Below are 21,188 nucleotides of genomic sequence, written 5' to 3'. Positions count from 1 at the left end.
CGGGGCACACGCACACGAGCCGAGACGTGACACGGCCGAGTTCAGTCACCGCAGCGCGTCGAGCATCGCTTTCAATTCCGTCGGCCCGTTCGTGAGCAGCGCGCGGGGGAACCGACGACGAGCGCCCGCGATCGCGTCGTCGAGCGCCGCCCCGGCGTCAGTGAAGATTCCCTCCCCATGACCCAGTAGAATCCGGTCGGGAGTGAGGTCGGCGAAGGTCTCGCGCGGTGGGGAGAGGCGGCTGAACACCCGCATCGAGAGCCGTTCGTCGCCGACGGCATAGGTCCCTCCGGCCAGGAAATCGGGGACGTACAGCGTCCCGTCGCGTTCGCGGTAGGCAACGGTTTCGTGCCACGCGCGTAGGGGGTTGAGGCGACGGAGTTCGAAGCCCGCGAGCGAGTCTGCACGCTCGACTGGCGCGTCGATCACGTCAGCAGCCCTGTCGACGCCCGTCGGGACAGTCACCGGCACGTCGTGACGTACCGCGAACGCCGCGGCGTCCCGCGCGTGGTAGTCCGAGAAGACGGCGACGCCCGCAACTGGCCCGAGGTCGGCGTACAGGTCCGAGACACCCGGTGCGTCCAGCGGGTCGAACAGCCACACGCCGCCGTCGGCCCGGACTGCATGGCTGGTGCGGTGGCCGCCTTCCTCCGGGAACGCCTGCCAGCCGACGCCGCCGTCCCAGCGGTCGACGACGCGGAAGTCCTCTGCGTCCTCGCGCGTGTACATCGGCATACGTGCGTAGCCGACCGATGGGGGCGAGACGTTTTCGGTCTGGCGGACAGTGCATCGGTATGCACGTCGTCGTCCACGGCGGAGCGGGGAGCCCACCGAACGAACCGGCCGAGCGGCAGACGACTCTCGCAGACGCGACCGAGCGCGCGAGCGAGGCGGAGACGCCCCTCGAAGCCGTCAGGGAGGCCATCAGGCCGCTAGAACGCCACTCGGCGTTCAACGCCGGCATCGGCGGGGCTGTCCAGAGCGACGGTGTCGTCCGAACCGACGCGGGGCTGATGACCGACGACGGGACGACCGGCGCGGTGTGTGCGATGGCCGGGGTCTGCCACGCTGTTGACGTCGCGCACGCCGTCGCCACCGAGACGCCCCACGTCCTCCTCGCCGGCGACCCCGCCGTCGAACTGGCCGCAGCGAGCGGTGTCGAGACTGACGAAGACCTCACGACTGAGGAGACGCGGGACCGCTTCGAGCGGGCGGACCCGCCCGGCGACGACATCGGTGACCATCTCGGATGGGTGCGCGAGCACTTCGCCGGCACCGACACTATCGGAGCCGTCGCCACCGACGGGGACCGACTCGCGGTGGCTACTTCGACGGCCGGGCGCTGGTTCGCGCTGGCCGGTCGGGTCGGCGACGTACCACAGGTCGGGTCGGGCTTTTTCGCCGACGACCGCGGCGGCGCGAGTGCCACCGGCGAGGGCGAGGCCATCGCTCGCTTCGGTCTCGCTCGGCGGGCCGTCGAGTTACTGGAGACGTTCGGTCCGCGACAGGCCGCCGAGGAGGCCATCGCGGAGTTCGAGGACTCCACCGGGGGTCGCGCGGGTCTTGTCGTCCTCGACCACGCGGGTCACGTCGGCAGTGAGTACAACACTGACTCGATGCAGACCGCGCGGACGCCCCGCGAGTGAACACTTTTCGCGGCGGCCGTCGAACGCTCAATTATGGAGCCCCTCTCGTTGGTTCTCGCCGTCGCGTTCGCACTCCTCGCCGCCATCGTCGCCGGGTTCGACGCTGCCCGACGCAGGCAGTCGTGGGCTAGAGCCGCCCTCGCGGTCGGCGGTGTGACGCTCTTGGCGTGCGTCGGCGTCGCAGCCGCGGACGACACGCTTCTCTCGATGTACGCCGCCGTGGTCGGTCGCCCCGTCGTCGTGACGACGCCGCGTGCGTATCTCGGTCTTCTCGTGACTGTCGCCGCCGCCGTCGCTGTGGCCGTCCTCTCGGGCTACGGCGTCCTCACCCGGTTTCGCTCGGCTGCCTGAGCCACAACGACAAACGCTTTCACGCACAGCACCGAACGCCGGGACATGAGCGACGTGGACTTCGAGTCCGAGCAGTACGAGAAGTGTCGCGAGGCCGGCGAAATCCTCGCACAGGTGCGCGACGAGGCCGCCGAACGAGTCGAAGTGGGCGCGTCCCACCTCGAAGTCGCCGAGTGGGCCGAGGAGAAGATTCGGGAACTGGGCGGCGAACCGGCCTTCCCGGTCAACATCTCCATCAACGAGGAGGCCGCCCACGCGACCCCCGAACGCGACGACGAGACCACCTTCGGCGAGGAGATGGTCAACCTCGACATCGGCGTTCACGTCGACGGCTGGCTGGCCGACACCGCAATCACGGTCGACCTCTCGGGCCACGACGAACTGGCCGCGGCCTCCGAGGAAGCGCTGGACGCCGCCCTCGACGTGGCCGGCCCGGGCGTCGACGTCGGCGACATCGGCGCGGCCGTCGAGGAGGTCATCGAAGGGTACGGCTTCAACCCCGTCGTCAACCTCACCGGCCACGGACTCGGTCACTGGGAGCAACACACCGCGCCGAACATCCCAAACCGCGCGGTGTCGCAGGGAGCGGTCCTGCAACCCGGTGACGTGGTCGCCGTCGAACCGTTCGCCACGGATGGCCGCGGGAAAGTCCAAGAGGGGAGTTCAGAGGAAATTTTCGCGCTCGAACGCGAGGGATCCGTCCGCGACCGGAACGCTCGACAGGTATTAGAACAGATCGCCGAGGAGTTCAAGACGCTGCCCTTCGCCGCCCGGTGGCTGGACTCCCCGCGGGCGAAGATGGCACTCCGTCGCCTGAAACAGCAGAACATCGTCCACGGCTACCCCGTCCTCAAAGAGGAGGAAGGGACGTTCGTCAGCCAGAAAGAGCACACCATCATCGTGACCGACGACGGCATCGAAGTGACGACACGTTCTCGATAGGACGGCCACGAACGAACCGTGTGGTGAAGTGAGGGGTTCGGTTTCGTTTTAGGCGTCCGCTTAGACAGCACATGTCCGCGGAAGCGCGGCTACGAATGGAACGGTCGGGAGAGTAAGTAGCGGCTACGAGCCGAAAACGGCCGTTCGCAAGCGCATTCTGCCCGGTGAGGTGCCGGACGCCACACGGCCCGCACCGTGGGCGTCTGTGTCAGTTCTCGTGGAGGGATGGCTACGCGTTGTTCATTCGGGTGTGCGTGGTGGTGCCACAGACCTGGCACTCGCTGACTCGATAGGGTTCGCGGGAGAACTCCGCGTTCTCGCGTTTGGAGCTCTCGGTCTGTATCTGGACACGCACGTCGTGTGGTGTCTCGCGGTCGCATGACGAGCATGCCTCTGACATATCGACGGTGTCGTTTGTAGCTGCCATCCCACTCGTTCGTATCGGCGATAGGTGCATAAAAACCCCCCTCCGTTGAGTCAGTTCAGCACCGTTTTTCGCCAGACGGCAACGGAATCTGACGAATACCGTCGCAGATGGTTGTAGAAGGTTTAAGACTGTCCCTGGAACGGTCTCTGGTGGTTTGGAACAGAAACGGCCGAAATGTTTAAGTATATCATCAGCGGGTCGAAGTCGTTTTAGGCGAATCGGCCACACGATGGCTGTATGGACCAAGTGTTCGCGCCGTGGCGCATCGAGTGGGTCGAGCGAGAGGAGGGGGCGGGGGGCGACGAGTGTGTCTTCTGTGCGTTCCGCGACAGCGACGCCGACCGCGAACACAACGTGGTCGCCCGGAGCGACCACGCGTTCGTCCTGCTGAACAACTACCCCTACAATCCCGGTCACATCATGGTCATCCCGCACGACCACACCGGGGAGTACGGCGCGTTGGACGACGAGACGTTGTTGGACCACGCACACCTGAAACAGCGGGCGTTCGCCGCGCTGGAGTCGGCGCTCGACCCCGACGCGTTCAACGCCGGACTGAACCTCGGCGGGTCGGCGGCCGGCGGATCCATCGACGACCACCTCCACACCCACGTCGTCCCGCGCTGGGACGGTGACACCAACTTCATGCCGGTCGTCAGCGACACGAAAGTCATCGTCGAGGCGGTCGAAGACACGTACAACCGGCTGCACGAAGCCTTCGCCGAGCAAAACGGGACCAGCGCCAAGGATCCCGACGCCGCGGTCCGCGTCGAAGCGCCTCCGAAGGGGCTTTAGTCGCCCCTCTCTACATCCGGGCAGATGTCGCGTCGCGCTACCCTCAGGCGGGTCGGGTTGCTCGTCCTCGGGGTCAACGTCGTACTGGCCCTCCTGAAGGGAGGTGTCTGGCTCACGACGGGAAGCCTAGCGGTCCAATCGGAGGCGGTCAACAGCGTCGCTGACACCGCCTACTCGCTCGTCGTCGTCGCCGGTCTCTATCTGACGACGCGACCGCCGGACTTCGAACACCCGCACGGCCACGAGCGCATCGAACCGTTCGTCTCGCTGTTCGTCGCCGCCGGAATCTTCGCCGCCGGCGGCGTCGTCCTCTGGCAAGCCGCGAGCGCCCTTCTAAGCGGGGATGTCACCGTCACGCGCGGCCCGACGGCCGTGGGCGTCCTCGCGCTCACGGCGCTCGTCAAGTACGCTCTCTATCGGTACTGTCTGCGGACCGGCCGGGAGAGCAACTCCCCGGCGCTGGTGGCCACCGCGAAGGACAACCGCAACGACATTCTGACCGCGGGGGCGGCGCTCGTCGGCGTCGCGGGAGCCACCGCCGGCTACCCGATGGCCGACCCGCTTGCGGCCATCGTCGTCTCCGTCGGCATCGTCTACACCGGCATCGAAGTGGTCCGGGACAACGTCGCCTACCTGGTCGGGGCCGCGCCGCCCGAGGACCTCCGCCGGGAGATTCTCGAACGAGCACTCGACCACCCGCAGGTGCAGGGCGCACACGACGTCATCGCTCACTACGTCGGCCCGGAGATCGACGTGAGCCTCCACATCGAAGTCGAGGGCGACCTGACGCTCAGGCAGGCCCACGACATCGAGACGGCAGTCATCCACACCGTCCAAGAACTGCCCGAGGTGGACGACGTCTTCGTCCACGTCGACCCGAAGGAACTCGGCGAGTGGAAAGACGACGACGAAGTCGAGCGGCTGGCGGATTTGGAGTGAGGTCGTCTGCTAACGAGTGGACAGTGAACCCCTAAGCTGACCATTAGGCAGCCGTTTCAGTCCGCCAACTGCCGGCGTTCGACTGGCACGCCGAAAGCGTACACTGTGTTGTGGCTCGTGATCTCCACGTCCACGGTGTCACCGATCTCCAGCCCTCGCTCCTCGGCGTCGGCGATGACGACTTGTCGATAGGCCTCGTCGTATCCAACCAGCGACTCGTCGGTGCCGTCCTCGACCAACAGTACCTCGGACTCCCGACCGACCATGTTCTCGTAGGCCCCGCCCGTGACCTCCATCTTCAGTTCGGTCATGGCCTTCGAGCGGTCCTTCTTGGTTTGCCCGCCGAGTCCCTTCATGTCGGCGGCGTCGGTACCGGGCCGCTTCGAGAAGCGCGTGACGTTGATCTTCTCGGGGCGGGTCTCCCGAAGCAAGTCCATCGACTGCTCGTGGTCCTCGGGGTCTTCGGTCGGGAATCCGACGATGAAGTCCGTCGAGAGCGTCCAGTACTCCAGCGCGTCGTCGAACGCCTCGACGACTTCGAGGTACTCCTCCACTGCGTGCTGACGGCGCATATCGGCCAGCACGTCGTCGCTCCCGGACTGGACCGGCGCGTGGATGAAGTTGTAGAGTTCGTCGTGTTCGGCGAAGACGCGGGCCAGTTCCTCGCGCACGCCGTGCAGTCCCTTCGGGTTCGCCATCCCCACGCGAACCCGAAACTCGCCGTCTATCTCGGTGCAGATGCGGTCTAAGAGTTCGGGAAGCAGGCTCGTCCCCTGATTCCGGTCCCAGCCGTAGACGCCGGTGTCCTGTCCGGTGATACGTATCTCCTTCGCGCCCGCGTGGACGAGCGCCCGGGCCTTCTCGACGTTCTCGGAGACGGGGGGCGACTCGATTTGTCCGGTCGCCTGCTTGGTGATACAGTACGAACAGTCGGACATACAGCCCCGAGCGATGGGGAGGATACCGACGACGCCGTTCAGGACGGTCTCGGTGTCGGGCGTCACGGTGGGACACTCGCCGTTGAGGACGTGTTGGGGCACGTCGTCCCAGTGGAGGACTTCGGCGTCGACGTCGGCGTCGCGGAACTGCTCGCCCTGTGCGAGCGCCATACAGCCCGTGACGACGAGGTCCGCGGGCGTCTCAGCGTCCAGTTCTTTGGCCCGTGCGAGCATGTTGCGCTCAGTCTTCTCCAGTACCGTGCAGGTGTTGAGGATGGCTACGTCCGCCGACTCGGGGCCGTCGGCGGGGTGGTGGCCGCCCTCGCGGAGCGCCTGCTCGATCTGTTGGGTCTCACCCCTGTTGGAGGTGCACCCGTACGTCTCGATGTGATAGCGGGCCATTCGTCCGAAAGATACGCCCTCGGCGGCAAAAGGGCGACGGATTTGACCGACTGGTGTGGTGGCCATCAGACACCTGTTACTATGTGTGAGTATCCACATTGGTAACACGTGTATGCGAGTCCGGCATCTCAGAAACGGGAGGTCGCCAAGTGCTGCGTCCGGCTGTGTGGCCGCTCCGTACACAGTCGGGGACCGAGCAGCATCGATGTGGACGGGCAGGGATAGTGCCGACCGATTCCGGACCACGTCTGGTGCCGTCCGCACCGACGGCGGGGGGAGTTTCAGTGAAGGTCTCGACCGCTACCGGCTGCTCTGTGAACAGGTCCGTCGCTACGGCGTGTTCGTCCTCGACAGCGACGGGCGGGTCGCCGAGTGGGGTGACGGTGCCCAGCGATTGCTTGGCTACGACGCTGACGCGGTAGTCGGCGAACCACTCGCGTCGTTCTACGACGAGGTAGACGTCGGTAACGGACTTCCACAGAGCATCCTCGAACGGGCCAAGACGGACGGCGAAGTCGTCGACGAGGGGTGGCGGGTCCGGGCCGACGGGTCTCGCTTCTGGGGACGGTTCGTCGTCACGCCGCTCCGGACGGCCGAGACGCTGACGGGCTACGGCGTCGTCGCGACGGACTTCACGGAGGCACCGGACAAACTCCGGTCGTACGACACGCTGGCCGAAGCACCGGTCCAGCTGGTCGGACTGGCCGAACCGGACGGCACGCTCGTCGAGGCGAACAAGACGGCGCTCGAATTCGCCGGCGTCGACCGGGCCGACGTCGTCGGCACGCCACTCTGGGAGACGCCCTGGTGGTCTCACTCCGATACCGACCGCGAGCGGCTCCGTGACGCCGTCGAGACGGCGGCGACAGGCGAGTTCGTCCGCTACGAGGCGACGGTCGTCGGGGCCGACGACGAGGAGATCACCGTCGACTTCTCGTTGATACCGGTCACGGACGAGGGCGGCCGGGTGGTGGCGCTCGTCCCCGAGGGCCGGGACGTGACCGAACGGAAGCGGACCGAGGCGGAACTGCGCGAGCGCAACCGGATGTTCTCGACACTTGTCGACAACCTGCCGGGCATCGCCTACCGCTGTGAGAACGAGCGCGGCTGGCCGATGTCGTTCGTCAGCGCGGGATGTTCGGACCTCACGGGGTACGACCCGGCCGAGATAGAGTCCGGTCACGTGAGCTGGGGAGAGGACATCATCCACCCCGACGACCGAGAACAGGTCTGGGAGGACGTGCAAGCGGCCATCGACGACCGCGAGCCGTTCACGCTCACCTACCAGATACGCTGTGCCGACGGCACCGAACGGTGGGTCTGGGAGCAGGGCGAGGGAATCTTCGAGGGGGACGAACTGGTCGCCATCGAGGGATTCATCACCGACGTCACCGAGCGCAAGGAGCGCCAGCGCCGCCTCGAAGCCGTCTTCGACCAGACGTACCAGTTTACCGGCCTGCTGGAGCCGGACGGGACCGTCCTCGAAGCCAACGAGACGGCGCTGGCGTTCGGCGGGCTGGACCGGGCGGACGTCGTCGGCGAGTCGCTCTGGGAGACGGCGTGGTTCCGAACGGGTCCCGAGGTCAGAGAGCGGGTCAGAGAAGACGTTCGGCGGGCGGCCGACGGGGAGTTCGTCCGCCACGAACTGGACGTACAGGGGAGCGAGCGCGTCGCGATGATCGATTTCTCCATCCGCCCGATCACCGACGAACGGGGGGAGGTGGAACTGCTCGTCCCGGAGGGGCGTGACATCACCGAACGCACCCGTCGGGAGGCCCAACTGGAGACGCTCAACGAGGTGTCGCGGGAGTTGACCGAAGCCGAGTCGGCACAGGCCGTCTGTGACCTCGCTGTCTCGGCCGCCGGAGAGACGCTCGGACTCACGCTGGCGGCCGTCGAACTGTACGACTCCGAGCGGAACCGCCTCGTACCCCGCGCTCGGAGCGATGCCGTCACCGAACTGGTCGGCGACGAGTCGCTGTTCGCCCCGGAGAACGGCGAGTCCTGGCAGGTGTTCGTCGAGAGCGAGGGGACCGTCTACGAGGACATCGAGTTCCGGGCCGACGTCTCGGACCCGGGGACGCCGCTGGACAGCGCCATCGTCCTCCCGCTCGGCCAGCACGGGGTGTTCATCGCCGGCGAGACGACCGCCGAATCGTTCTCCGAGACGGACGTCGACCTCGCGCGGGTGCTCGCGGCCCACGTCGAGACCGCGCTGGACCGAGTCGACCGTGAGGCGTCGCTCCGGGAGCGCACGACGACGCTCGAAGCGAAGACCGAGCGCCTGATGCAGCTGGACAGGGTCAACGAGGTGATTCGCGACGTCACGACGGCGCTCGTCAGCGCCGACTCTCGGGAAGAGATCGAGTCCGCCGTCTGCGAGCGGCTCGCAGCGACCGGCCCCTATCAGTTCGCGTGGTTCGGGACCCGTGACCCCGTCAGCGACGAGGTGCGGCCGACAGTGTGGGCGGGTGACGAAGCGGGATACCTGGACGCCGTCACGGTCGTCGTCGGGGGACGGGAACCGACTGGTGCCGCCGCCGCCGACGAACACGCGATGCAGGTCGCGTCGCCCGCCCGTGCCGACCCGCCGTTCGACCAGTGGGAACAGGCAGCGCTGGAGCGAGACTACCGCACCGTCGTCTCGGTGCCGGTACGGTACGAGGAGGCCATGTACGGCGTACTGACCGTCTACGGGGGTGAGCCGGACCACCTCGGCGAGGTCGAGCAAGCGGTCCTCGCGGACCTGGGCGAGATGGTGGGCTACGCGATAACCGCCGTCGAGCGCAAGACGGCGCTGACGAGCGACCGACGGGTAGAACTGGAGTTCGGAATCGAGGGCCCCGACACGCCGCTGTTCCGGTGCGTGCGGGCCGTCGGCGGCGAATTCGAACTAGAGGGCGTCGTCTCGGAGGGAAGCGACCCGCTCCGGGTGTTCTTCACCCTTCGGGACGCGGACCCGGACGCAGTCCGCGAGTTCGCGGCCGAGTCGCCGGGCCTCGGCGAGGTCAGACACGTCGCCGGCGACGAGTCCGAGAGCCTCTATGAGTGTCCGGTCGTCGGCGAGAGCATCGTCGGAACCGTCTTCGACCACGGCGGCGTCCCACAGTCGCTCACCAGCGACGGGACGACCGTGCGCCTCGTCGTCGAACTGTCCGCCGACCGCGACGTCAGAGAGTTCACCAAGCTGTTCGAGTCGGCCTTCGAGGGGGCGACGCTGCGCGCTCGGCGCGAACGTGACTGGCCGATACAGACGGCGACAGCGTTCCGCTCCGAACTCCTCGACCGCTTCACCGACAAACAGCGAGAAGCGGTCGAGACGGCCTATCTGAGCGGGTTCTTCGAGTGGCCCCGCGAGAACACCGGCGAGGAGGTAGCGGAGGCTCTCGGCGTCTCACAGCCGACGTTCAACCGCCACCTTCGAGCGAGTCAGCGGAAGTTGCTGGCCCTGTTGCTCGATGAGTGAACGCTGTTTCAGTGTATAGTGGGTGCTGCCGGGACAGCACTAGCCACGTAGCAACGCTGGTTTTCCCCCTGAGGGACAGAGTGTGTGCACCATCGACGGTCGAATCGTGCGGCCGTTTCGACCTAGGTGTCACCGACGTATGGCTAATGAATGCGCGGAGGACACGACGCCGCCGGGCTCGCCTCGAATCTGTACCAGTTGTAGTGCCACGATAGACCGGACGGAATGGTTTCCGGTGGTCGCCGTTCCGGAGGAGGGATACCGCATCTACGCGTTCTGTGACGAGACCTGTCGCGAGCGTTGGCAACGGGAGACCGATACCTGACGGTACCTCCCGCTTATCGTCGACATCGCGGCCGAGAGGACGGGGACGCTGTGAGTCTAAATGTATAGTGGTGCCTGCTCCGCGACGTGTCGCCATGTAGCGGCTACCACTATCCTCGTACGACGCGTACGTCGACTTGATGAGCGACCGCGAGACAGAACAACGACACGTCGAGCGCACCGTCGGCGACGTCTCGTCGACCGAGAAAGTGACACATGCCATCGTCGCGGCCGTCGCCGATGCGACTAACACACCCATCTCGGCCCTCGAAACGTCGCTGTACGACGTGGTGGAACCCGACGCGCTCGCAGACATCCTCGCGTCGTCTGCGAGCAATCGGGTGTCGTTCGCGTATGAGGACTGCATGATCTCGATAGCCAGTGACGGCACGGTCCTCGTGGACCCGAACCCAGCGCTCGGCGGGTACGCCAGTTCGGCGTCTCACAGCATCACGTAACAGCTATGACCAGTGAATTCGACTCGAAGCGAAAGCGCGCTAGTGCCCCGGTCGACGACCGGTACGCTGCACTCAGAGTCGACGACGACCTTCTCGTCTACGACCGCGAAGCGGACGGTGCGTGGATACAGTCGTCGACGACCTGTGAACTGCAGGCGTAAGCGCCCTACTCGGCGCGCTGTTCGCGCCACTCGCGAACGACGACGTCGCCGCTTGACGCACCGATGCGCTCGGCTCCGGCGTCGAACATCGCCTTCGCTTCGTCCCACGACCCGATGCCACCGCTGGCTTTCACGGGGAGGTACTGGCTCAGAATCTCCACGTCGTGGACGGTCGCGCCGCCCTCCGAGAACCCCGTCGCGGTCTTGAGGTAGGCGGCATCGGCGTCAGCGACGAGGCGACCGATTCGGTGGAGTTCCGCGTCGCTCAACAGCGGTGCCTCGACGATGACCTTCACCGGAATCGGGACGGCGGCGACGACTTCGGTGAGATGCTCACCCAGTGCGTCGTCTTCGCCGGCTTTCAGCAGGCCGACGTTCGAGACGAGATCGAGTTCGTCGGCCCCGCGATCCCACGCATCTCTGGCGGCCGCACACACCGCGTCGGTACTCCCCTGTCCGTGGGGGAAGTCGACGACCGTCGCCAGTTCCACGTCGGCGTAGTCGGCCGCCAACGGAAGGTAACACGGTGGGATACACGCTCGCATTCCGTACTCCAGCGCGTCGTCCAGACACGAGCGTACGTCGTCCGGGGTCGTCGTCGGCCCGAGAACGGTGTGCTCGACCCGGTCGGGAACGTCGTCCATGCCCGGGCCAACAGCGGGCGAGTACCTAAACGTCCCGGCACGGAAATGTGGGTAGCTGATATTCGACCGGAAATCAGTCGAACGAACCGGCGTACCACCCGAGACGAGGTCGGAAGCTTTTCGGCGTCCGACGTTGGCGTGGGGATATGGTACTGCCTTCGGGGTTCGCGCTGCCACCGCTGCCGTATCTGGTGGCGCTGACGGCCGGGACGCTGCTGGTGACGGCCCTGCTGGTGGCGTTCGAACCGCCAATCGACCAGCGGACCGTCGTCGCGCTGGCCCCGTGGATGGTCATCGGCGGCACGCTTCACGCGCTGAATCAACCGCCCATCGAACTGTACGACGCCGCGATTCGCCCGCTCTTTGGCACGCCCGCAGTCTACTTTACGACGTACGTCACGCTCGGCACCGTCTGGGTCGTCCTCTCGCTGTTCGGCGTTCGCCGGGGTCACGACGAGAACGTCTCTCGCAATCTCGGTCTCGTCGGAACGGGCGTCATGACGGTACTGCTCGTCCTGGCGGCAATCACGGCGCTCCGGTCGGGGCTACTCGAACTCGTCTGGCCCACTGTCGCCGTCGTCGGCGCGCTCGTCGTCGCCGGTCTCACGCTCCTCGTGGCCGCGCTCTGGCGGACACCGGTCATCGTCCGCACCCGCTACGCCGCGCCCATCGTTATCTTCGCTCACGCGCTCGACGGCGTCTCGACGGCCATCGGCGCGGACGTCATCGGCATCGGCGAACGGTCCCCGATTCCGCGTGCGATCATGGAGTTCGCCGGGACGTTGCCCACGGCTTCGATCATCGGCGTCGGCTGGCTGTTCGTCCTCGTGAAGCTCCTCGTGGCGGTGGCCGTCGTCTTCCTCATGCACGAGTATCTGGAGGACGAGCCCGTCGAGGGGAGTCTCCTGCTCGCGTTCGTCGCCGCGGTCGGTCTCGGTCCAGCGGTGAACAACGTGGTGCTGTTCCTCTTCATTCCGGTCTGACCGCCCGCTGTCGGGCAGTTAGCGTCGTCACTCCGCCCGCGCCGAGAGGTTGCGGTACATCACCCCGTAGAGGAACAGCGCCGCGACGCCGCCGAAGGGGAGCGCGACCACCCACGGTAGCGTCACGTCGCTGATGGTTCGGGGAACGAGGACGGCGAGGACGCCCAAACCGAAGCCGACGACGATCGCGGCGACCGTCGGCCAGCGCATCCGCCTGTCGAACGGCGAGAGGTCGCTCATATCAGTCAGTCGTCGGCCGGCACCCTGACTATTGGGGCGAACCCCCGCCGTTATTGTGCGGACCCGTCGAACGCTCGCTCATGGCGAAACAGCCCCACCTGCTGGTCGAATCGGGGGACGTAAACGACGTGGCGCTGCTGCCGGGCGACCCCGGGCGGGTCGATCGCATCGCCGGCCACTGCGAGGAGAGCGAGACGGTCGCCGAGAACCGCGAGTACAAGGTCGTCAACGCCACCTACGAGGGGACCGACCTGACCATCTGCTCGACGGGCATCGGGTCGCCGTCGGCGGCCATCGCCGTCGAGGAACTGGCCGCGGTGGGCGTCGAGACGTTCGTCCGCGTCGGCACCACGGGCGCGCTCCAGTCGGAGATCGAGATCGGCGATATGGTCGTCGCCACCGGCGCGGCCAAGGACGAGGGCACCAGCGAGCGCTACGAAGACACGACGGTCCCCGCGGTACCGACGTACGAGACGCTCTCGGCGCTGGTCGATGCCGCCGAAGCCAACGACGAAGAGGTACACGTCGGCGCGATTGCGACGGACGACGCCTTCTACGCCGAGACCGAGGAGTACGTCGAGAACTGGGAGGCCGCCGGGTTGCTGGCCGTCGAGATGGAGGCCGCCGCTATCTTCATGCTGGCCCGCCGGAAGGGTCTCTCCGCGGGTGCGATTTGCACCGTCGACGGCAACCTCGTCGAAGGGACGCAAAAGGGCGAGACGGACGACGAGGAACTCCCCGAAAAGGCCAAGAACAACGTCGAACGGGCGATCGACATCGCGCTGACCGCCGCGACCACGCTCTGAGAGCGCCGGACGGCCGCGCCCGGTGGGCTTACGGGCCTGACAGCCGTCAGTACGGACATGCTCGAACAGTTGACCCGGCGGTTCCGCGCGGCGGCCGCGCGAGCGCGGCGGGTCGAACGGCGTGAACTACGCGAGTTCCGGCGCTGGGCGGAGACGACGGACCGCATCGTCCACCTCTCCGTGCTGGTGTTCGTCCCGTTGCTCATCGGGCTGGTGACGGCCGTCTCGAACGTCGTCCCGACGCTTTCCTTTCTGCTCTTTCCACCGCTGGCGTCGGGCACCTACACGCTGTTTGCCGACCCGCGGGGGAAGTACTCCGAGCCAGGGCGATTCGTCGGTGGGTTGACCATCGGCTCGATGTGCGGACTCGGTGCGCTGTGGATATCGAATACGGTACTCAACGGGCCACAAGGTCAGTTTCAGGTGGCAGCCGGGGCGGCGACGCTGGCGGTGTTGGCGACGGGGCTGATAACGTGGCCGCTCGATATCGAGGAACCGTCGGCGTACTCGACGGCGCTGCTAACGCTGCTGGTGCAACCGTCTCAGCGGATGCCCTTCGTCGGTAGCATCTTCCTCGCCAGTTCGCTCGTTGCGATGGTCTTCGTCGTCTGGCGCGACCGCTTCTACGACCGGCGGGCGACGGTCCTCTATAAGTCCACTACCGGTGACGACCACGTCCTCGTCCCAATGCGCGGGGACGATGCGGGCGCGACAGCGATGCTCGCAGCGCGACTGGCGGCGGCCCACGACGCGGGGAAAGTCGTCCTCCTCGACATCGTCGACGATTCCGAGGTCGCTGAAACCGAGCGAGCGTTGCTGAACCGGCCGGGCGGACAGCGAAACACGTCGAACACCGCTGACATCACCGGCGAGGACGTGAGCGACGCGATTCGGGACGAGGTCGATCGGCTCGAAACGCGGGCATGGGAGGTGAAAACACGGGTCGGTGTCCCTTGTCAAGTGGTCGTCGCCGCGAGCGACGAACCGGCGGCTACGACGACGCTCCGGGCGGCCGACGACGCAAACTGCGACCTCATCGCTGCCCCCTACGAGAGCGAATACGGCGCATTGACGCCGTACCTGCGGCAGTTGTTCCGCGGCGATACGGACGTGCTGGTCCACCGCTCGCGGAACGGCCGTACTCGGTGGAAGCGCGTGCTGGTGCCCGTTCGCCGGGCCAGCGACATCGCACACAACATGGTCGATTTCGCCATCCGACTCGCCGGGGCGAGCGGTCGGGTCGCGGTAGCGACCTGTATTGGGTCGAACGGCGACCGCCGTCGCGCCGAGTCGATGCTGATGAATCTCGTCGAACCGTTCGACGCGCCCATCGAGACGCGAGGGGCGCGGACCGACATCCAGTCGTTCCTCGTCGACACTGGCTCACAGTACGACCTCGTCATCATCGGGGCCAGCCAGGACCGGAGCGCCGCCTCGCGGTTCATCGCGCCGCCGACGTTCGAACGGCTGCAGGACGTCGACACCGATGTCGCCATCATGGACCGGGGCCACTAGAGGTCGCTTTCGCGCTCGACGTCGAGTAAGTGGTCGGCGATGTTCTCCATCCCCTGTCGACCCATCGCCGACTGGACGAGCAGGTGCCCGCCGATGAGCGCGGGGCTGATGACCGTATTCGCGCCCGCTCGACGGAGTTTCTCGACGTTCTCGCGGTCAGTCGCGGCGGCGACGATGTTCAGGTCGGGGTTGAGGTTGTGTGCCGTCAGAATCGAGAGGGCGTCCTCCGCGTCGTCGTCGGTGGCGACGACCGCCGCGCGCGCGTCCTCGATAGCCGCTCGCCGGAGCGGTTCCTCGTCGCTCGGATTCGCGGTCAGCACCGCTATGTCTCGTTTCTGTAACCGAGCCGCCGTCTCCGAATCCGGCGTGATGACGACGAATTCGGCGTTCTCTGCGAGTTCGTCCAAGATCGGTTCCGTCAAGTCGCCGTAACCGAGGACCAGCACGTGGCCCTCCAGCAAGTCTAGTTGTGCATCTGTCATGTTTCCGAGTGCCTCAGAGAGGCGTTTTTCGATGGCCGGGCCGAGCAACGTCCCCAGCGCGATGGCGAAACTGGCCGTGCCGATGACGACGACCGAGAGGGCAAACAGCGTCGCCTGTTCGCTCTCCGGCGTCACGTCCCCGTAGCCGACGGTGCTGGCGGTGACGAGCGTGTAATAAAACGCGTCCGTGAGCGTCGAAACGTTGTTGAACTCCTCGCGCAGCGCGTAGGTGCCGACGGTGCCGTACACCTGCGCGCCCAGTAGCGCGGCCCCAGCCGCCAGTTGCGCCGCCGAGAGGTCGATCGCCCGGTCGAACCGCTTTCGGTTCAGCAACAGCGTCGGCAACGACACCAGCGAGAGGACGACGAGCGGCAGGGAGACCGGCGAGGTCTGGACGACGCCCTGTAGCGCCGAGATAGGCAACAGGACGAGGGTGACGAACCAGGCGACTCGCAACCGTCGGCGCAGCCCGACGACCGCGAGAAGCAGCGAGAACCCGGTGAGCGCGCCGGTAAAGCCGGCCGCCCGCTGGACGCTCTGTGGGACGAAGTCGAACATCGGTTCGGTGATAGCCACCTGGCTGATGTAGACGACGCCCGTCGTGAAGGAGAGCAGCGCCACTACCGCGGACAACAGTATCGCCGCGCGCGCGCCAAGCCAGTCCCGCCGTCTGTCCATACGCTTCGTAGCCATCGGACGGTGTAAATATACTGTCATCGGGCGGTCGGGACGGCGGCCGTCGGAAGCGATATATCATCCGATGCGCACGTAGGGGACATGGCTTCGCTCCCGATCGAGATTCTCCTCGGCATCTATCTCGGGTTGCTGTTCGGTGTCATCCCGGCGCTCGCCTCGTGGACGCTCGGATTCGGATTCAAGTACCTGACCGGGGTGACCCTACCGGGGTTCGGTGTCGCCGTCCTCGCCATCGCGCTGGCGGGTGTCAGCGGCGGGCTGCTGGCGCTGGCCGACGAGTCCATTACGCAAGCCCCCAACGCCGAGCGGGTCATCACCGCCATCCTGCTGGTCGGGATGGTGTCGATGTACGCCCACAGCAAGGGCGACCAGATGGGCGCGACGTTTCCGAAACGCCTCTCACTGAAGGGACTCCGGGACAGACGCATCTCCGCGGACGTGGTCGAACTGGTGGGCGGCGGCGACGAAGTGCGCATCAGCGTCGTCGGCGAAGTGGCCGACATGGAGGGGTACCCACCGCTCCCGGAACCGCTCCGGGCCGAGATCCGCGGCGTCGAGTACACCTTCCCCGTGGACCTCCGTATCGGCGAACTGGAATCACGCATGGCCGAGCGCCTGAAGACGGAGTTCGACCTCGGCGACGTCGAGGTGAGTATCGACGAACGCGGCCGCGCCAGCGTCGTCGCCGCCCCACCCTTCTCCGGGCTCTCGAAGCGGGTGGGCGACGGCCGTCACGCCGTCTCTGTAGACGCCGTCCTGCCGACCGGACTGGCCCGAAACGACGAGGTGACGGTTCTCACGCCGGACGCGCAGGTCCGCGGAACCGTGATGAGCGCGCGCTGTGACGACGCGAAAGACACGGCGGTCGAGATGCCCGACGACCCGGAGCTAGCCGACGCCGAGAAACCGCCGACGCCGGTTCAAGCCCCGACGACCGACGGCGGGGAGGGGCGGTTAACCGTGGCGGTCAACCGCACCGACGTCAAACCGTTACTTCGAAGCGCCGACGCGAAAGTAGTCGTCGAACCGCGGGGCACCCGCCGGGAGTACGAACTCGTCTCGCTGTTACGCCGGGCTGGCAACCGATTCCGGCGCGTCGCGGTTCGCTCGGCGGAACCGCTCGACGGGACCACCCTGGGCGAGGCGCGCGTTCGAGAGACCTACAGCGTGGCCGTCTTCGCCGTCCGTACGCAGGACGGCTGGCAGCTCGCGCCGCGGGGTGGCATCGACATCGAGGCGGGGAACGAACTGTACATCGCCGGGACCCGCGACAGTCTCGACGCCTTCGAGGAGGCAGTCGCGTGAGCGCCGCGTTGCTACAGGGCGGGTTCGTCCTCCAAAGCGGGTCCACGACGGCGGCGCTCGTCCGTCTGGCCGTGGAACTGCTGGGTCTGGGTATCGCCGCGGCCGCGGCCGCTGCCGTGGTCGCGATGGGATATCGGTGGTACGTCCGCGAACGCGTCCCGACTGGCCTCGGCGTCCTCTTCGGGTTGAGCGTCGTCGCGGTGTCTCTCGTGGGGATGCGAGGCGGGCTAGGTGACGTTATCCTCCAGAAGGAGGTCGCAGTGCTCGAATCGACCCAAGTCTTCGGCAATCTTGCGGCCCTCGTCGTCGGCGGGTTCGCCGCACTGACCGGGACGAAGGTCGGCGACCACCTCGGGACCGACCTCTTCGCCGCGACGGGGGGCCGCGACGTGAACGCCGACGTGAGCGAGATCGTCCAGACCGTCGGTCGGGTCACGTCGGTGAAACTGCCCGACAACATCGACCACATCGTCGGCTACGACGCGGTTCCCGAGGCAACCCAGGAGAAATTAGCCGGGCGGCGCTTCCTCTTTCCCCGGCGGCTGACGAAGGCGGAGTTACGCGACCGGCTGGTCACTCGGCTCAAGACCGACTACGGCGTCGGCCACGTCGATCTCGAACTCGACGATGACGGGAGCATCTCGTATCTTGCCATCGGATCGCGGGCGGCCGGTATCGGTCCGACGCTGCCGCCGGCGACCAACGCCATCGCCGTTCACGCGGACCCCGCACACGCTGCCAGCGCTGGCGATCTGGTGCAGGTCTGGGAGACCGACCCACTCCGACGAGTGCTCACGGGCGAACTCCGCGGCGTCGCCGGCGAGGTGGTGACCGTCGCGATCGACGCTGCCGACACGCAAAAACTCGACCCGAACGAGCAGTACAAACTCGTCACGCTGCCGGTCCAGAGCCGCCCCGACCGGGAGTTCGCCTCTCTCCTCCGAGCGGCCGACGAGACGATGGGGACGGTCCACGTCCAAGCCGGTAGCGAACTCGTCGGACAGGCGGTCGGCGACCTTGGCGTCATCGTCGCCGCCATCACCCGGGAGGGCACCGCGCCAGAGACGATTCCCTCCCGCGAACGAGTCCTCGCCGCCGACGACCATATCTACGCCATCGCCACGCCCGACGCCCTCCGGCGTCTGGAAGCGGCCGCGGTCGGCACTGAGGAACCACCGAGCCCGGTTGCTGTCGACGAAGACGACGAAGACGGCCGAAGCAACGAGTCCGAGGACGGCGAGCAGTCGTCCGCGACCGAACTCTCCTCAGAAACCGACGCGGTGGCGATCCCCGACGCCGAATCGCTGTCCGTGAACGACCCGGTCGAGTCCTCCGATGGGCGAAGCGACTCGCCACCGGCCGACGACGAGCCAGTCGAGGTGTGGGATCCGGACGAACGCGTCGGCACAGCGACCGAGGAGGCGGACGAAACCAACGAGACAAGCGCCGACGACGCTGAGAACGCGGCCACCGATGTCGCAGACGACGCGGCCGACGACGACACGTCTGTAACTGCTCCCGAACGGACCGACGGCGACGACACCGAACGCGACGGTGCGTGAGCGACGGTCGGTGAGCGGGTCGCAACCCTCTTTGTTCCGGCCCTCCCGTCCTCTGATATGGAGTGGAAACTGTTCGCGCACCTCAGAGACGCCGCCGACGGCCGAACCGTCAGCGTCGACGTCGGGGATGGCGCAACGGTCGAGACGGCGCTCGACGAACTGCTGACCGCGCGGCCAGCCCTCCGAGAGGAGGTCACGACGGACGGCGAGCTCGCCGACCACGTCCGCGTGCTCGTCGACGGCGAGGACCCCTTCGCCGCCGGCGACGGACTGGCGACGACGGTCGAGTCGGACACCGAACTGGCACTGTTCCCGCCGGTCAGCGGCGGGTGATGGGCGGGTCGGAGACGGTTTTCTCAGGTCAGATCCACCGACAGCACGAAGTCGGGCCAGTCGGCGAGGCTCGCGCGGACGGCTGCCGCCTCGGCAGCGTGTCGCGGCGTCTCTGGAATCAGGACGCGAGTACCATCGACGCCGAGGTCAGCGGCGTCGACTCGAATCGCCTCGAACAGCGCCGCGGCGGCGTCGCGATCCTTCCACGCCCCGACGGCGTACTCCGCGAGTGACTCCTCGGCCGTTGGGTCGACCGTCTCGCGGACCCGTGCGGCCATCCCGCGCGTGCCGTCGCCCTTGACGGAGAAGACCGCCTGCTCGTCGGCCAGCGTGTCCAGGCGCTCGTGGGTCAGCTCCGAGAGCGCCCACGCCTGCGTCGGGTCGAGCGCCAGTCCCGAGAGCGCGGTCCGGGCGTCGCTTCCCGTCCAGTAGCTCCACGCCGCCGCCGGGTCGCTCTCGACGACGAGTTCCTCGGGCGGCGTCTTCCCGCTCCCGCCGGGTTCGGGATGCGCCCACCGGAACTCGGCGAGGGGGTCGAACCCGGCGGCGATGGACTGGCCCAGCCCGGCGTCGTTCCACGAGAAGACCATGTTGCGACCGACGGTCGCGCCCTGCTCGCGAGCCCAGTCCATGAGGCGGTCGACCATCCGCAGGCCGAACCCCTCGCCGCGGTAGGCCGGGTCCACGCGGATGCCCTGAAACCACGCCTCGCTCTCGGTGAGGAAGACGGCCTGACAGAGGCCCGCCGCCGCGCCGTCGGCCTCGACGACGACGGTGTGTTGGGTCGGCCCGTCGCTCTCGACCCACTCGCGGAACACGTCGGGGATGTAGTCGACGGTCTCCGGTCGGTCGGCCCAGACCTTCTCGGCGAAGGCGACCACGTCCTCGTAGTCGTCGGCCCGCGCCTGCCGGACGGTCGGTTGCATGCGCTACCCGACGGCGGGAAGCGTGAAAAAGCTACAACCGAGGAGTCGATGAACGCGGCGTTGTGAACCGCCGTCACCGACGAATCACCGAATACATCGCCGAGGTCTGTGCGGTGTAGCTGTACGCACCGTATCCCATCGTCCCAAGTCCTAACAGCAGGACGACAGCGATTTGGGAGGGGCGTGGAGGGACCGTTGAACTCGAACTCCATATCGGCGACACAGCGTAGAGATTGTTATAAACAGGTGCCGTGTTTCGCACTCTGCACCGCCCTCGACAGGGAGGTCCGAGTAACCGACCTGTTATTTGAATCCAGTTGATGGGAGTTCAGATTCTTGGCTCTGTTGAAATCCTATTAGTTCGATACTTCTGCCGCTGAAACAGCCGTTAGGTAGCTACTGCATATTGACTACCTTAGATATTATCAAGAGGAGATAATGACACGAACCAGCTACTGAATAAAGAGTGCGTATCGGCCAGTAGCGTTTGAGCGTCAGTGGAAATGAAACTCTATAGATACGGCCCAGGCCTCTCTTATTGATTTCAGTTTGCCTCGCCCTGTTCAACTTCAAATATTTCATCTGCGGTGAGTCCGTGAGCTTCTTCGTGAACTTTCTCACCCGCTTCTTTGTTTGGGCCTTCGAATAGACAGAAGACGGCACCTTCGTCCTCGTCAACCCAGTAGTTCAGATATTTCACATCGTATTTCTCTTGGGTTTCGACGTCTTTCTTGTGTGCCTCTACAACGTCTTCAACGGATGCGTCAACATCTCTGTGGACGTCCATATATAGTGGCATGACATATAGCAATACAGCCGAGAACATAATAAAATACTAACAATTTCA

The 21,188-nt window shown here is 66.3% G+C and carries 23 protein-coding genes; 15 read left to right on the top strand and 8 right to left on the bottom strand.

What is annotated here, in order from left to right; all coding sequences use genetic code 11:
* Nucleotides 1-45 precede the first annotated feature (45 nt).
* Nucleotides 46-735, bottom strand: a complete 690-nt coding sequence (locus E4S61_RS11145; protein WP_135304008.1) for a hypothetical protein — start codon at nt 733-735, stop codon at nt 46-48.
* Nucleotides 736-794: 59 nt separating this feature from the next.
* On the opposite strand from E4S61_RS11145, the gene E4S61_RS11140 reads away from it, so the two are divergent.
* The 3 genes from E4S61_RS11140 to map are packed head-to-tail and all read left to right on the top strand — an operon-like array spanning nt 795 to nt 2,939.
* Nucleotides 795-1,646 carry an isoaspartyl peptidase/L-asparaginase gene (locus tag E4S61_RS11140; RefSeq protein ID WP_135304007.1) on the top strand — a complete coding sequence of 284 codons (852 nt, stop codon included), beginning with the start codon at nt 795-797 and terminating at the stop codon, nt 1,644-1,646.
* 33 nt (nt 1,647-1,679) lie between these two features.
* Nucleotides 1,680-1,997 carry a hypothetical protein gene (locus E4S61_RS11135; RefSeq protein WP_135304006.1) on the top strand — a complete coding sequence of 106 codons (318 nt, stop codon included), beginning with the start codon at nt 1,680-1,682 and terminating at the stop codon, nt 1,995-1,997.
* A gap of 45 nt (nt 1,998-2,042) precedes the next feature.
* Entirely contained in the window at nt 2,043-2,939 is an 897-nt protein-coding gene (map, locus tag E4S61_RS11130; protein WP_135304005.1) for a type II methionyl aminopeptidase, read from the top strand.
* A 229-nt stretch (nt 2,940-3,168) separates the two neighbouring features.
* On the opposite strand, the gene E4S61_RS11125 is transcribed toward map, so the two are convergent.
* Nucleotides 3,169-3,366, bottom strand: a complete 198-nt coding sequence (locus E4S61_RS11125) for a DUF7835 family putative zinc beta-ribbon protein (RefSeq protein WP_135304004.1) — start codon at nt 3,364-3,366, stop codon at nt 3,169-3,171.
* 237 nt (nt 3,367-3,603) lie between these two features.
* Between E4S61_RS11125 and E4S61_RS11120 the strand changes: the two genes are divergently transcribed.
* Nucleotides 3,604-4,161, top strand: a complete 558-nt coding sequence (locus E4S61_RS11120; protein ID WP_135304003.1) for an HIT family protein — start codon at nt 3,604-3,606, stop codon at nt 4,159-4,161.
* 24 nt (nt 4,162-4,185) lie between these two features.
* On the top strand, nt 4,186-5,100 hold the full coding sequence (locus E4S61_RS11115; RefSeq protein ID WP_135304002.1) for a cation diffusion facilitator family transporter: 915 nt from the start codon (nt 4,186-4,188) through the stop codon (nt 5,098-5,100).
* A gap of 56 nt (nt 5,101-5,156) precedes the next feature.
* Here the strand turns inward: E4S61_RS11115 and E4S61_RS11110 are convergent, their stop codons facing one another.
* Complete coding sequence (locus E4S61_RS11110) at nt 5,157-6,440, bottom strand: tRNA (N(6)-L-threonylcarbamoyladenosine(37)-C(2))-methylthiotransferase (RefSeq protein WP_135304001.1); 1,284 nt, start codon at nt 6,438-6,440, stop codon at nt 5,157-5,159.
* Between the two features lie 205 nt (nt 6,441-6,645).
* Here E4S61_RS11110 and E4S61_RS11105 point away from each other — a divergent pair, with 205 nt between their 5' ends.
* The 4 genes from E4S61_RS11105 to E4S61_RS25395 all read left to right on the top strand — a co-directional run bounded on the left by E4S61_RS11105 (nt 6,646) and on the right by E4S61_RS25395 (nt 10,849).
* Nucleotides 6,646-9,906 carry a PAS domain S-box protein gene (locus E4S61_RS11105; protein WP_167768478.1) on the top strand — a complete coding sequence of 1,087 codons (3,261 nt, stop codon included), beginning with the start codon at nt 6,646-6,648 and terminating at the stop codon, nt 9,904-9,906.
* Between the two features lie 139 nt (nt 9,907-10,045).
* Nucleotides 10,046-10,231, top strand: a complete 186-nt coding sequence (locus E4S61_RS11100; protein WP_135303999.1) for a DUF7576 family protein — start codon at nt 10,046-10,048, stop codon at nt 10,229-10,231.
* 139 nt (nt 10,232-10,370) lie between these two features.
* Nucleotides 10,371-10,688 (top strand): HalOD1 output domain-containing protein, encoded by a 318-nt coding sequence (locus E4S61_RS11095; protein ID WP_135303998.1) that lies wholly within the window; start codon nt 10,371-10,373, stop codon nt 10,686-10,688.
* Between the two features lie 5 nt (nt 10,689-10,693).
* Nucleotides 10,694-10,849, top strand: coding sequence for a DUF7331 family protein (locus E4S61_RS25395; RefSeq protein ID WP_167768477.1), 156 nt, complete (start codon nt 10,694-10,696; stop codon nt 10,847-10,849).
* 5 nt (nt 10,850-10,854) lie between these two features.
* On the opposite strand, the gene deoC is transcribed toward E4S61_RS25395, so the two are convergent.
* On the bottom strand, nt 10,855-11,493 hold the full coding sequence (gene deoC, locus E4S61_RS11090) for a deoxyribose-phosphate aldolase (RefSeq protein ID WP_135303997.1): 639 nt from the start codon (nt 11,491-11,493) through the stop codon (nt 10,855-10,857).
* 146 nt (nt 11,494-11,639) lie between these two features.
* On the opposite strand from deoC, the gene E4S61_RS11085 reads away from it, so the two are divergent.
* The gene (locus E4S61_RS11085) at nt 11,640-12,476 is read left to right on the top strand and encodes a DUF63 family protein (RefSeq protein WP_135303996.1); all 837 of its coding nucleotides are present in this window, start codon (nt 11,640-11,642) and stop codon (nt 12,474-12,476) included.
* A 27-nt stretch (nt 12,477-12,503) separates the two neighbouring features.
* Here the strand turns inward: E4S61_RS11085 and E4S61_RS11080 are convergent, their stop codons facing one another.
* The gene (locus tag E4S61_RS11080; protein WP_135303995.1) at nt 12,504-12,716 is read right to left on the bottom strand and encodes a hypothetical protein; all 213 of its coding nucleotides are present in this window, start codon (nt 12,714-12,716) and stop codon (nt 12,504-12,506) included.
* An 80-nt stretch (nt 12,717-12,796) separates the two neighbouring features.
* Between E4S61_RS11080 and E4S61_RS11075 the strand changes: the two genes are divergently transcribed.
* On the top strand, nt 12,797-13,522 hold the full coding sequence (locus E4S61_RS11075; RefSeq protein ID WP_135303994.1) for a nucleoside phosphorylase: 726 nt from the start codon (nt 12,797-12,799) through the stop codon (nt 13,520-13,522).
* Between the two features lie 57 nt (nt 13,523-13,579).
* Entirely contained in the window at nt 13,580-15,037 is a 1,458-nt protein-coding gene (locus E4S61_RS11070; protein ID WP_135303993.1) for an HPP family protein, read from the top strand.
* On the opposite strand, the gene E4S61_RS11065 is transcribed toward E4S61_RS11070, so the two are convergent.
* Entirely contained in the window at nt 15,034-16,197 is a 1,164-nt protein-coding gene (locus tag E4S61_RS11065; RefSeq protein WP_135303992.1) for an NAD-binding protein, read from the bottom strand. The two genes, E4S61_RS11070 and E4S61_RS11065, sit on opposite strands and share 4 nt — an antisense overlap.
* A gap of 27 nt (nt 16,198-16,224) precedes the next feature.
* Here E4S61_RS11065 and E4S61_RS11060 point away from each other — a divergent pair, with 27 nt between their 5' ends.
* The 3 genes from E4S61_RS11060 to E4S61_RS11050 are packed head-to-tail and all read left to right on the top strand — an operon-like array spanning nt 16,225 to nt 19,415.
* The gene (locus tag E4S61_RS11060) at nt 16,225-17,520 is read left to right on the top strand and encodes a potassium channel family protein (RefSeq protein ID WP_394346448.1); all 1,296 of its coding nucleotides are present in this window, start codon (nt 16,225-16,227) and stop codon (nt 17,518-17,520) included.
* A complete protein-coding gene (locus E4S61_RS11055; protein WP_135303990.1) occupies nt 17,517-19,082 on the top strand; it encodes a TrkA C-terminal domain-containing protein in 1,566 nt (521 codons plus the stop codon). Before E4S61_RS11060 ends, E4S61_RS11055 begins: the two co-directional genes overlap by 4 nt.
* A 57-nt stretch (nt 19,083-19,139) precedes the next feature.
* The gene (locus E4S61_RS11050; protein ID WP_135303989.1) at nt 19,140-19,415 is read left to right on the top strand and encodes a ubiquitin-like small modifier protein 1; all 276 of its coding nucleotides are present in this window, start codon (nt 19,140-19,142) and stop codon (nt 19,413-19,415) included.
* A 23-nt stretch (nt 19,416-19,438) separates the two neighbouring features.
* Here the strand turns inward: E4S61_RS11050 and E4S61_RS11045 are convergent, their stop codons facing one another.
* Together E4S61_RS11045 and E4S61_RS11040 are read right to left on the bottom strand one after the other, a co-directional pair.
* Nucleotides 19,439-20,341, bottom strand: coding sequence for a GNAT family N-acetyltransferase (locus E4S61_RS11045; protein WP_135303988.1), 903 nt, complete (start codon nt 20,339-20,341; stop codon nt 19,439-19,441).
* Nucleotides 20,342-20,885: 544 nt separating this feature from the next.
* Nucleotides 20,886-21,128 (bottom strand): DUF4242 domain-containing protein, encoded by a 243-nt coding sequence (locus E4S61_RS11040; protein WP_209309481.1) that lies wholly within the window; start codon nt 21,126-21,128, stop codon nt 20,886-20,888.
* Nucleotides 21,129-21,188 lie beyond the last annotated feature (60 nt).

The organism is Haloarcula amylovorans (genome assembly GCF_004681185.1).
Taxonomy (GTDB): Archaea; Halobacteriota; Halobacteria; order Halobacteriales; family Haloarculaceae; genus Haloarcula; species Haloarcula amylovorans.
This window is presented reverse-complemented; position numbering and strand designations above follow the sequence as displayed.

Coding starts and splice junctions, on each gene's coding strand:
- E4S61_RS11145 (WP_135304008.1), bottom strand. CDS start 735: ATGCCGATGTACACGCGCGAGGACGCAGAGGACTTCCGCGTCGTCGAC.
- E4S61_RS11140 (WP_135304007.1), top strand. CDS start 795: ATGCACGTCGTCGTCCACGGCGGAGCGGGGAGCCCACCGAACGAACCG.
- E4S61_RS11135 (WP_135304006.1), top strand. CDS start 1,680: ATGGAGCCCCTCTCGTTGGTTCTCGCCGTCGCGTTCGCACTCCTCGCC.
- map (WP_135304005.1), top strand. CDS start 2,043: ATGAGCGACGTGGACTTCGAGTCCGAGCAGTACGAGAAGTGTCGCGAG.
- E4S61_RS11125 (WP_135304004.1), bottom strand. CDS start 3,366: ATGGCAGCTACAAACGACACCGTCGATATGTCAGAGGCATGCTCGTCA.
- E4S61_RS11120 (WP_135304003.1), top strand. CDS start 3,604: ATGGACCAAGTGTTCGCGCCGTGGCGCATCGAGTGGGTCGAGCGAGAG.
- E4S61_RS11115 (WP_135304002.1), top strand. CDS start 4,186: ATGTCGCGTCGCGCTACCCTCAGGCGGGTCGGGTTGCTCGTCCTCGGG.
- E4S61_RS11110 (WP_135304001.1), bottom strand. CDS start 6,440: ATGGCCCGCTATCACATCGAGACGTACGGGTGCACCTCCAACAGGGGT.
- E4S61_RS11105 (WP_167768478.1), top strand. CDS start 6,646: ATGTGGACGGGCAGGGATAGTGCCGACCGATTCCGGACCACGTCTGGT.
- E4S61_RS11100 (WP_135303999.1), top strand. CDS start 10,046: ATGGCTAATGAATGCGCGGAGGACACGACGCCGCCGGGCTCGCCTCGA.
- E4S61_RS11095 (WP_135303998.1), top strand. CDS start 10,371: ATGAGCGACCGCGAGACAGAACAACGACACGTCGAGCGCACCGTCGGC.
- E4S61_RS25395 (WP_167768477.1), top strand. CDS start 10,694: ATGACCAGTGAATTCGACTCGAAGCGAAAGCGCGCTAGTGCCCCGGTC.
- deoC (WP_135303997.1), bottom strand. CDS start 11,493: ATGGACGACGTTCCCGACCGGGTCGAGCACACCGTTCTCGGGCCGACG.
- E4S61_RS11085 (WP_135303996.1), top strand. CDS start 11,640: ATGGTACTGCCTTCGGGGTTCGCGCTGCCACCGCTGCCGTATCTGGTG.
- E4S61_RS11080 (WP_135303995.1), bottom strand. CDS start 12,716: ATGAGCGACCTCTCGCCGTTCGACAGGCGGATGCGCTGGCCGACGGTC.
- E4S61_RS11075 (WP_135303994.1), top strand. CDS start 12,797: ATGGCGAAACAGCCCCACCTGCTGGTCGAATCGGGGGACGTAAACGAC.
- E4S61_RS11070 (WP_135303993.1), top strand. CDS start 13,580: ATGCTCGAACAGTTGACCCGGCGGTTCCGCGCGGCGGCCGCGCGAGCG.
- E4S61_RS11065 (WP_135303992.1), bottom strand. CDS start 16,197: ATGGACAGACGGCGGGACTGGCTTGGCGCGCGCGCGGCGATACTGTTG.
- E4S61_RS11050 (WP_135303989.1), top strand. CDS start 19,140: ATGGAGTGGAAACTGTTCGCGCACCTCAGAGACGCCGCCGACGGCCGA.
- E4S61_RS11045 (WP_135303988.1), bottom strand. CDS start 20,341: ATGCAACCGACCGTCCGGCAGGCGCGGGCCGACGACTACGAGGACGTG.
- E4S61_RS11040 (WP_209309481.1), bottom strand. CDS start 21,128: ATGGACGTCCACAGAGATGTTGACGCATCCGTTGAAGACGTTGTAGAG.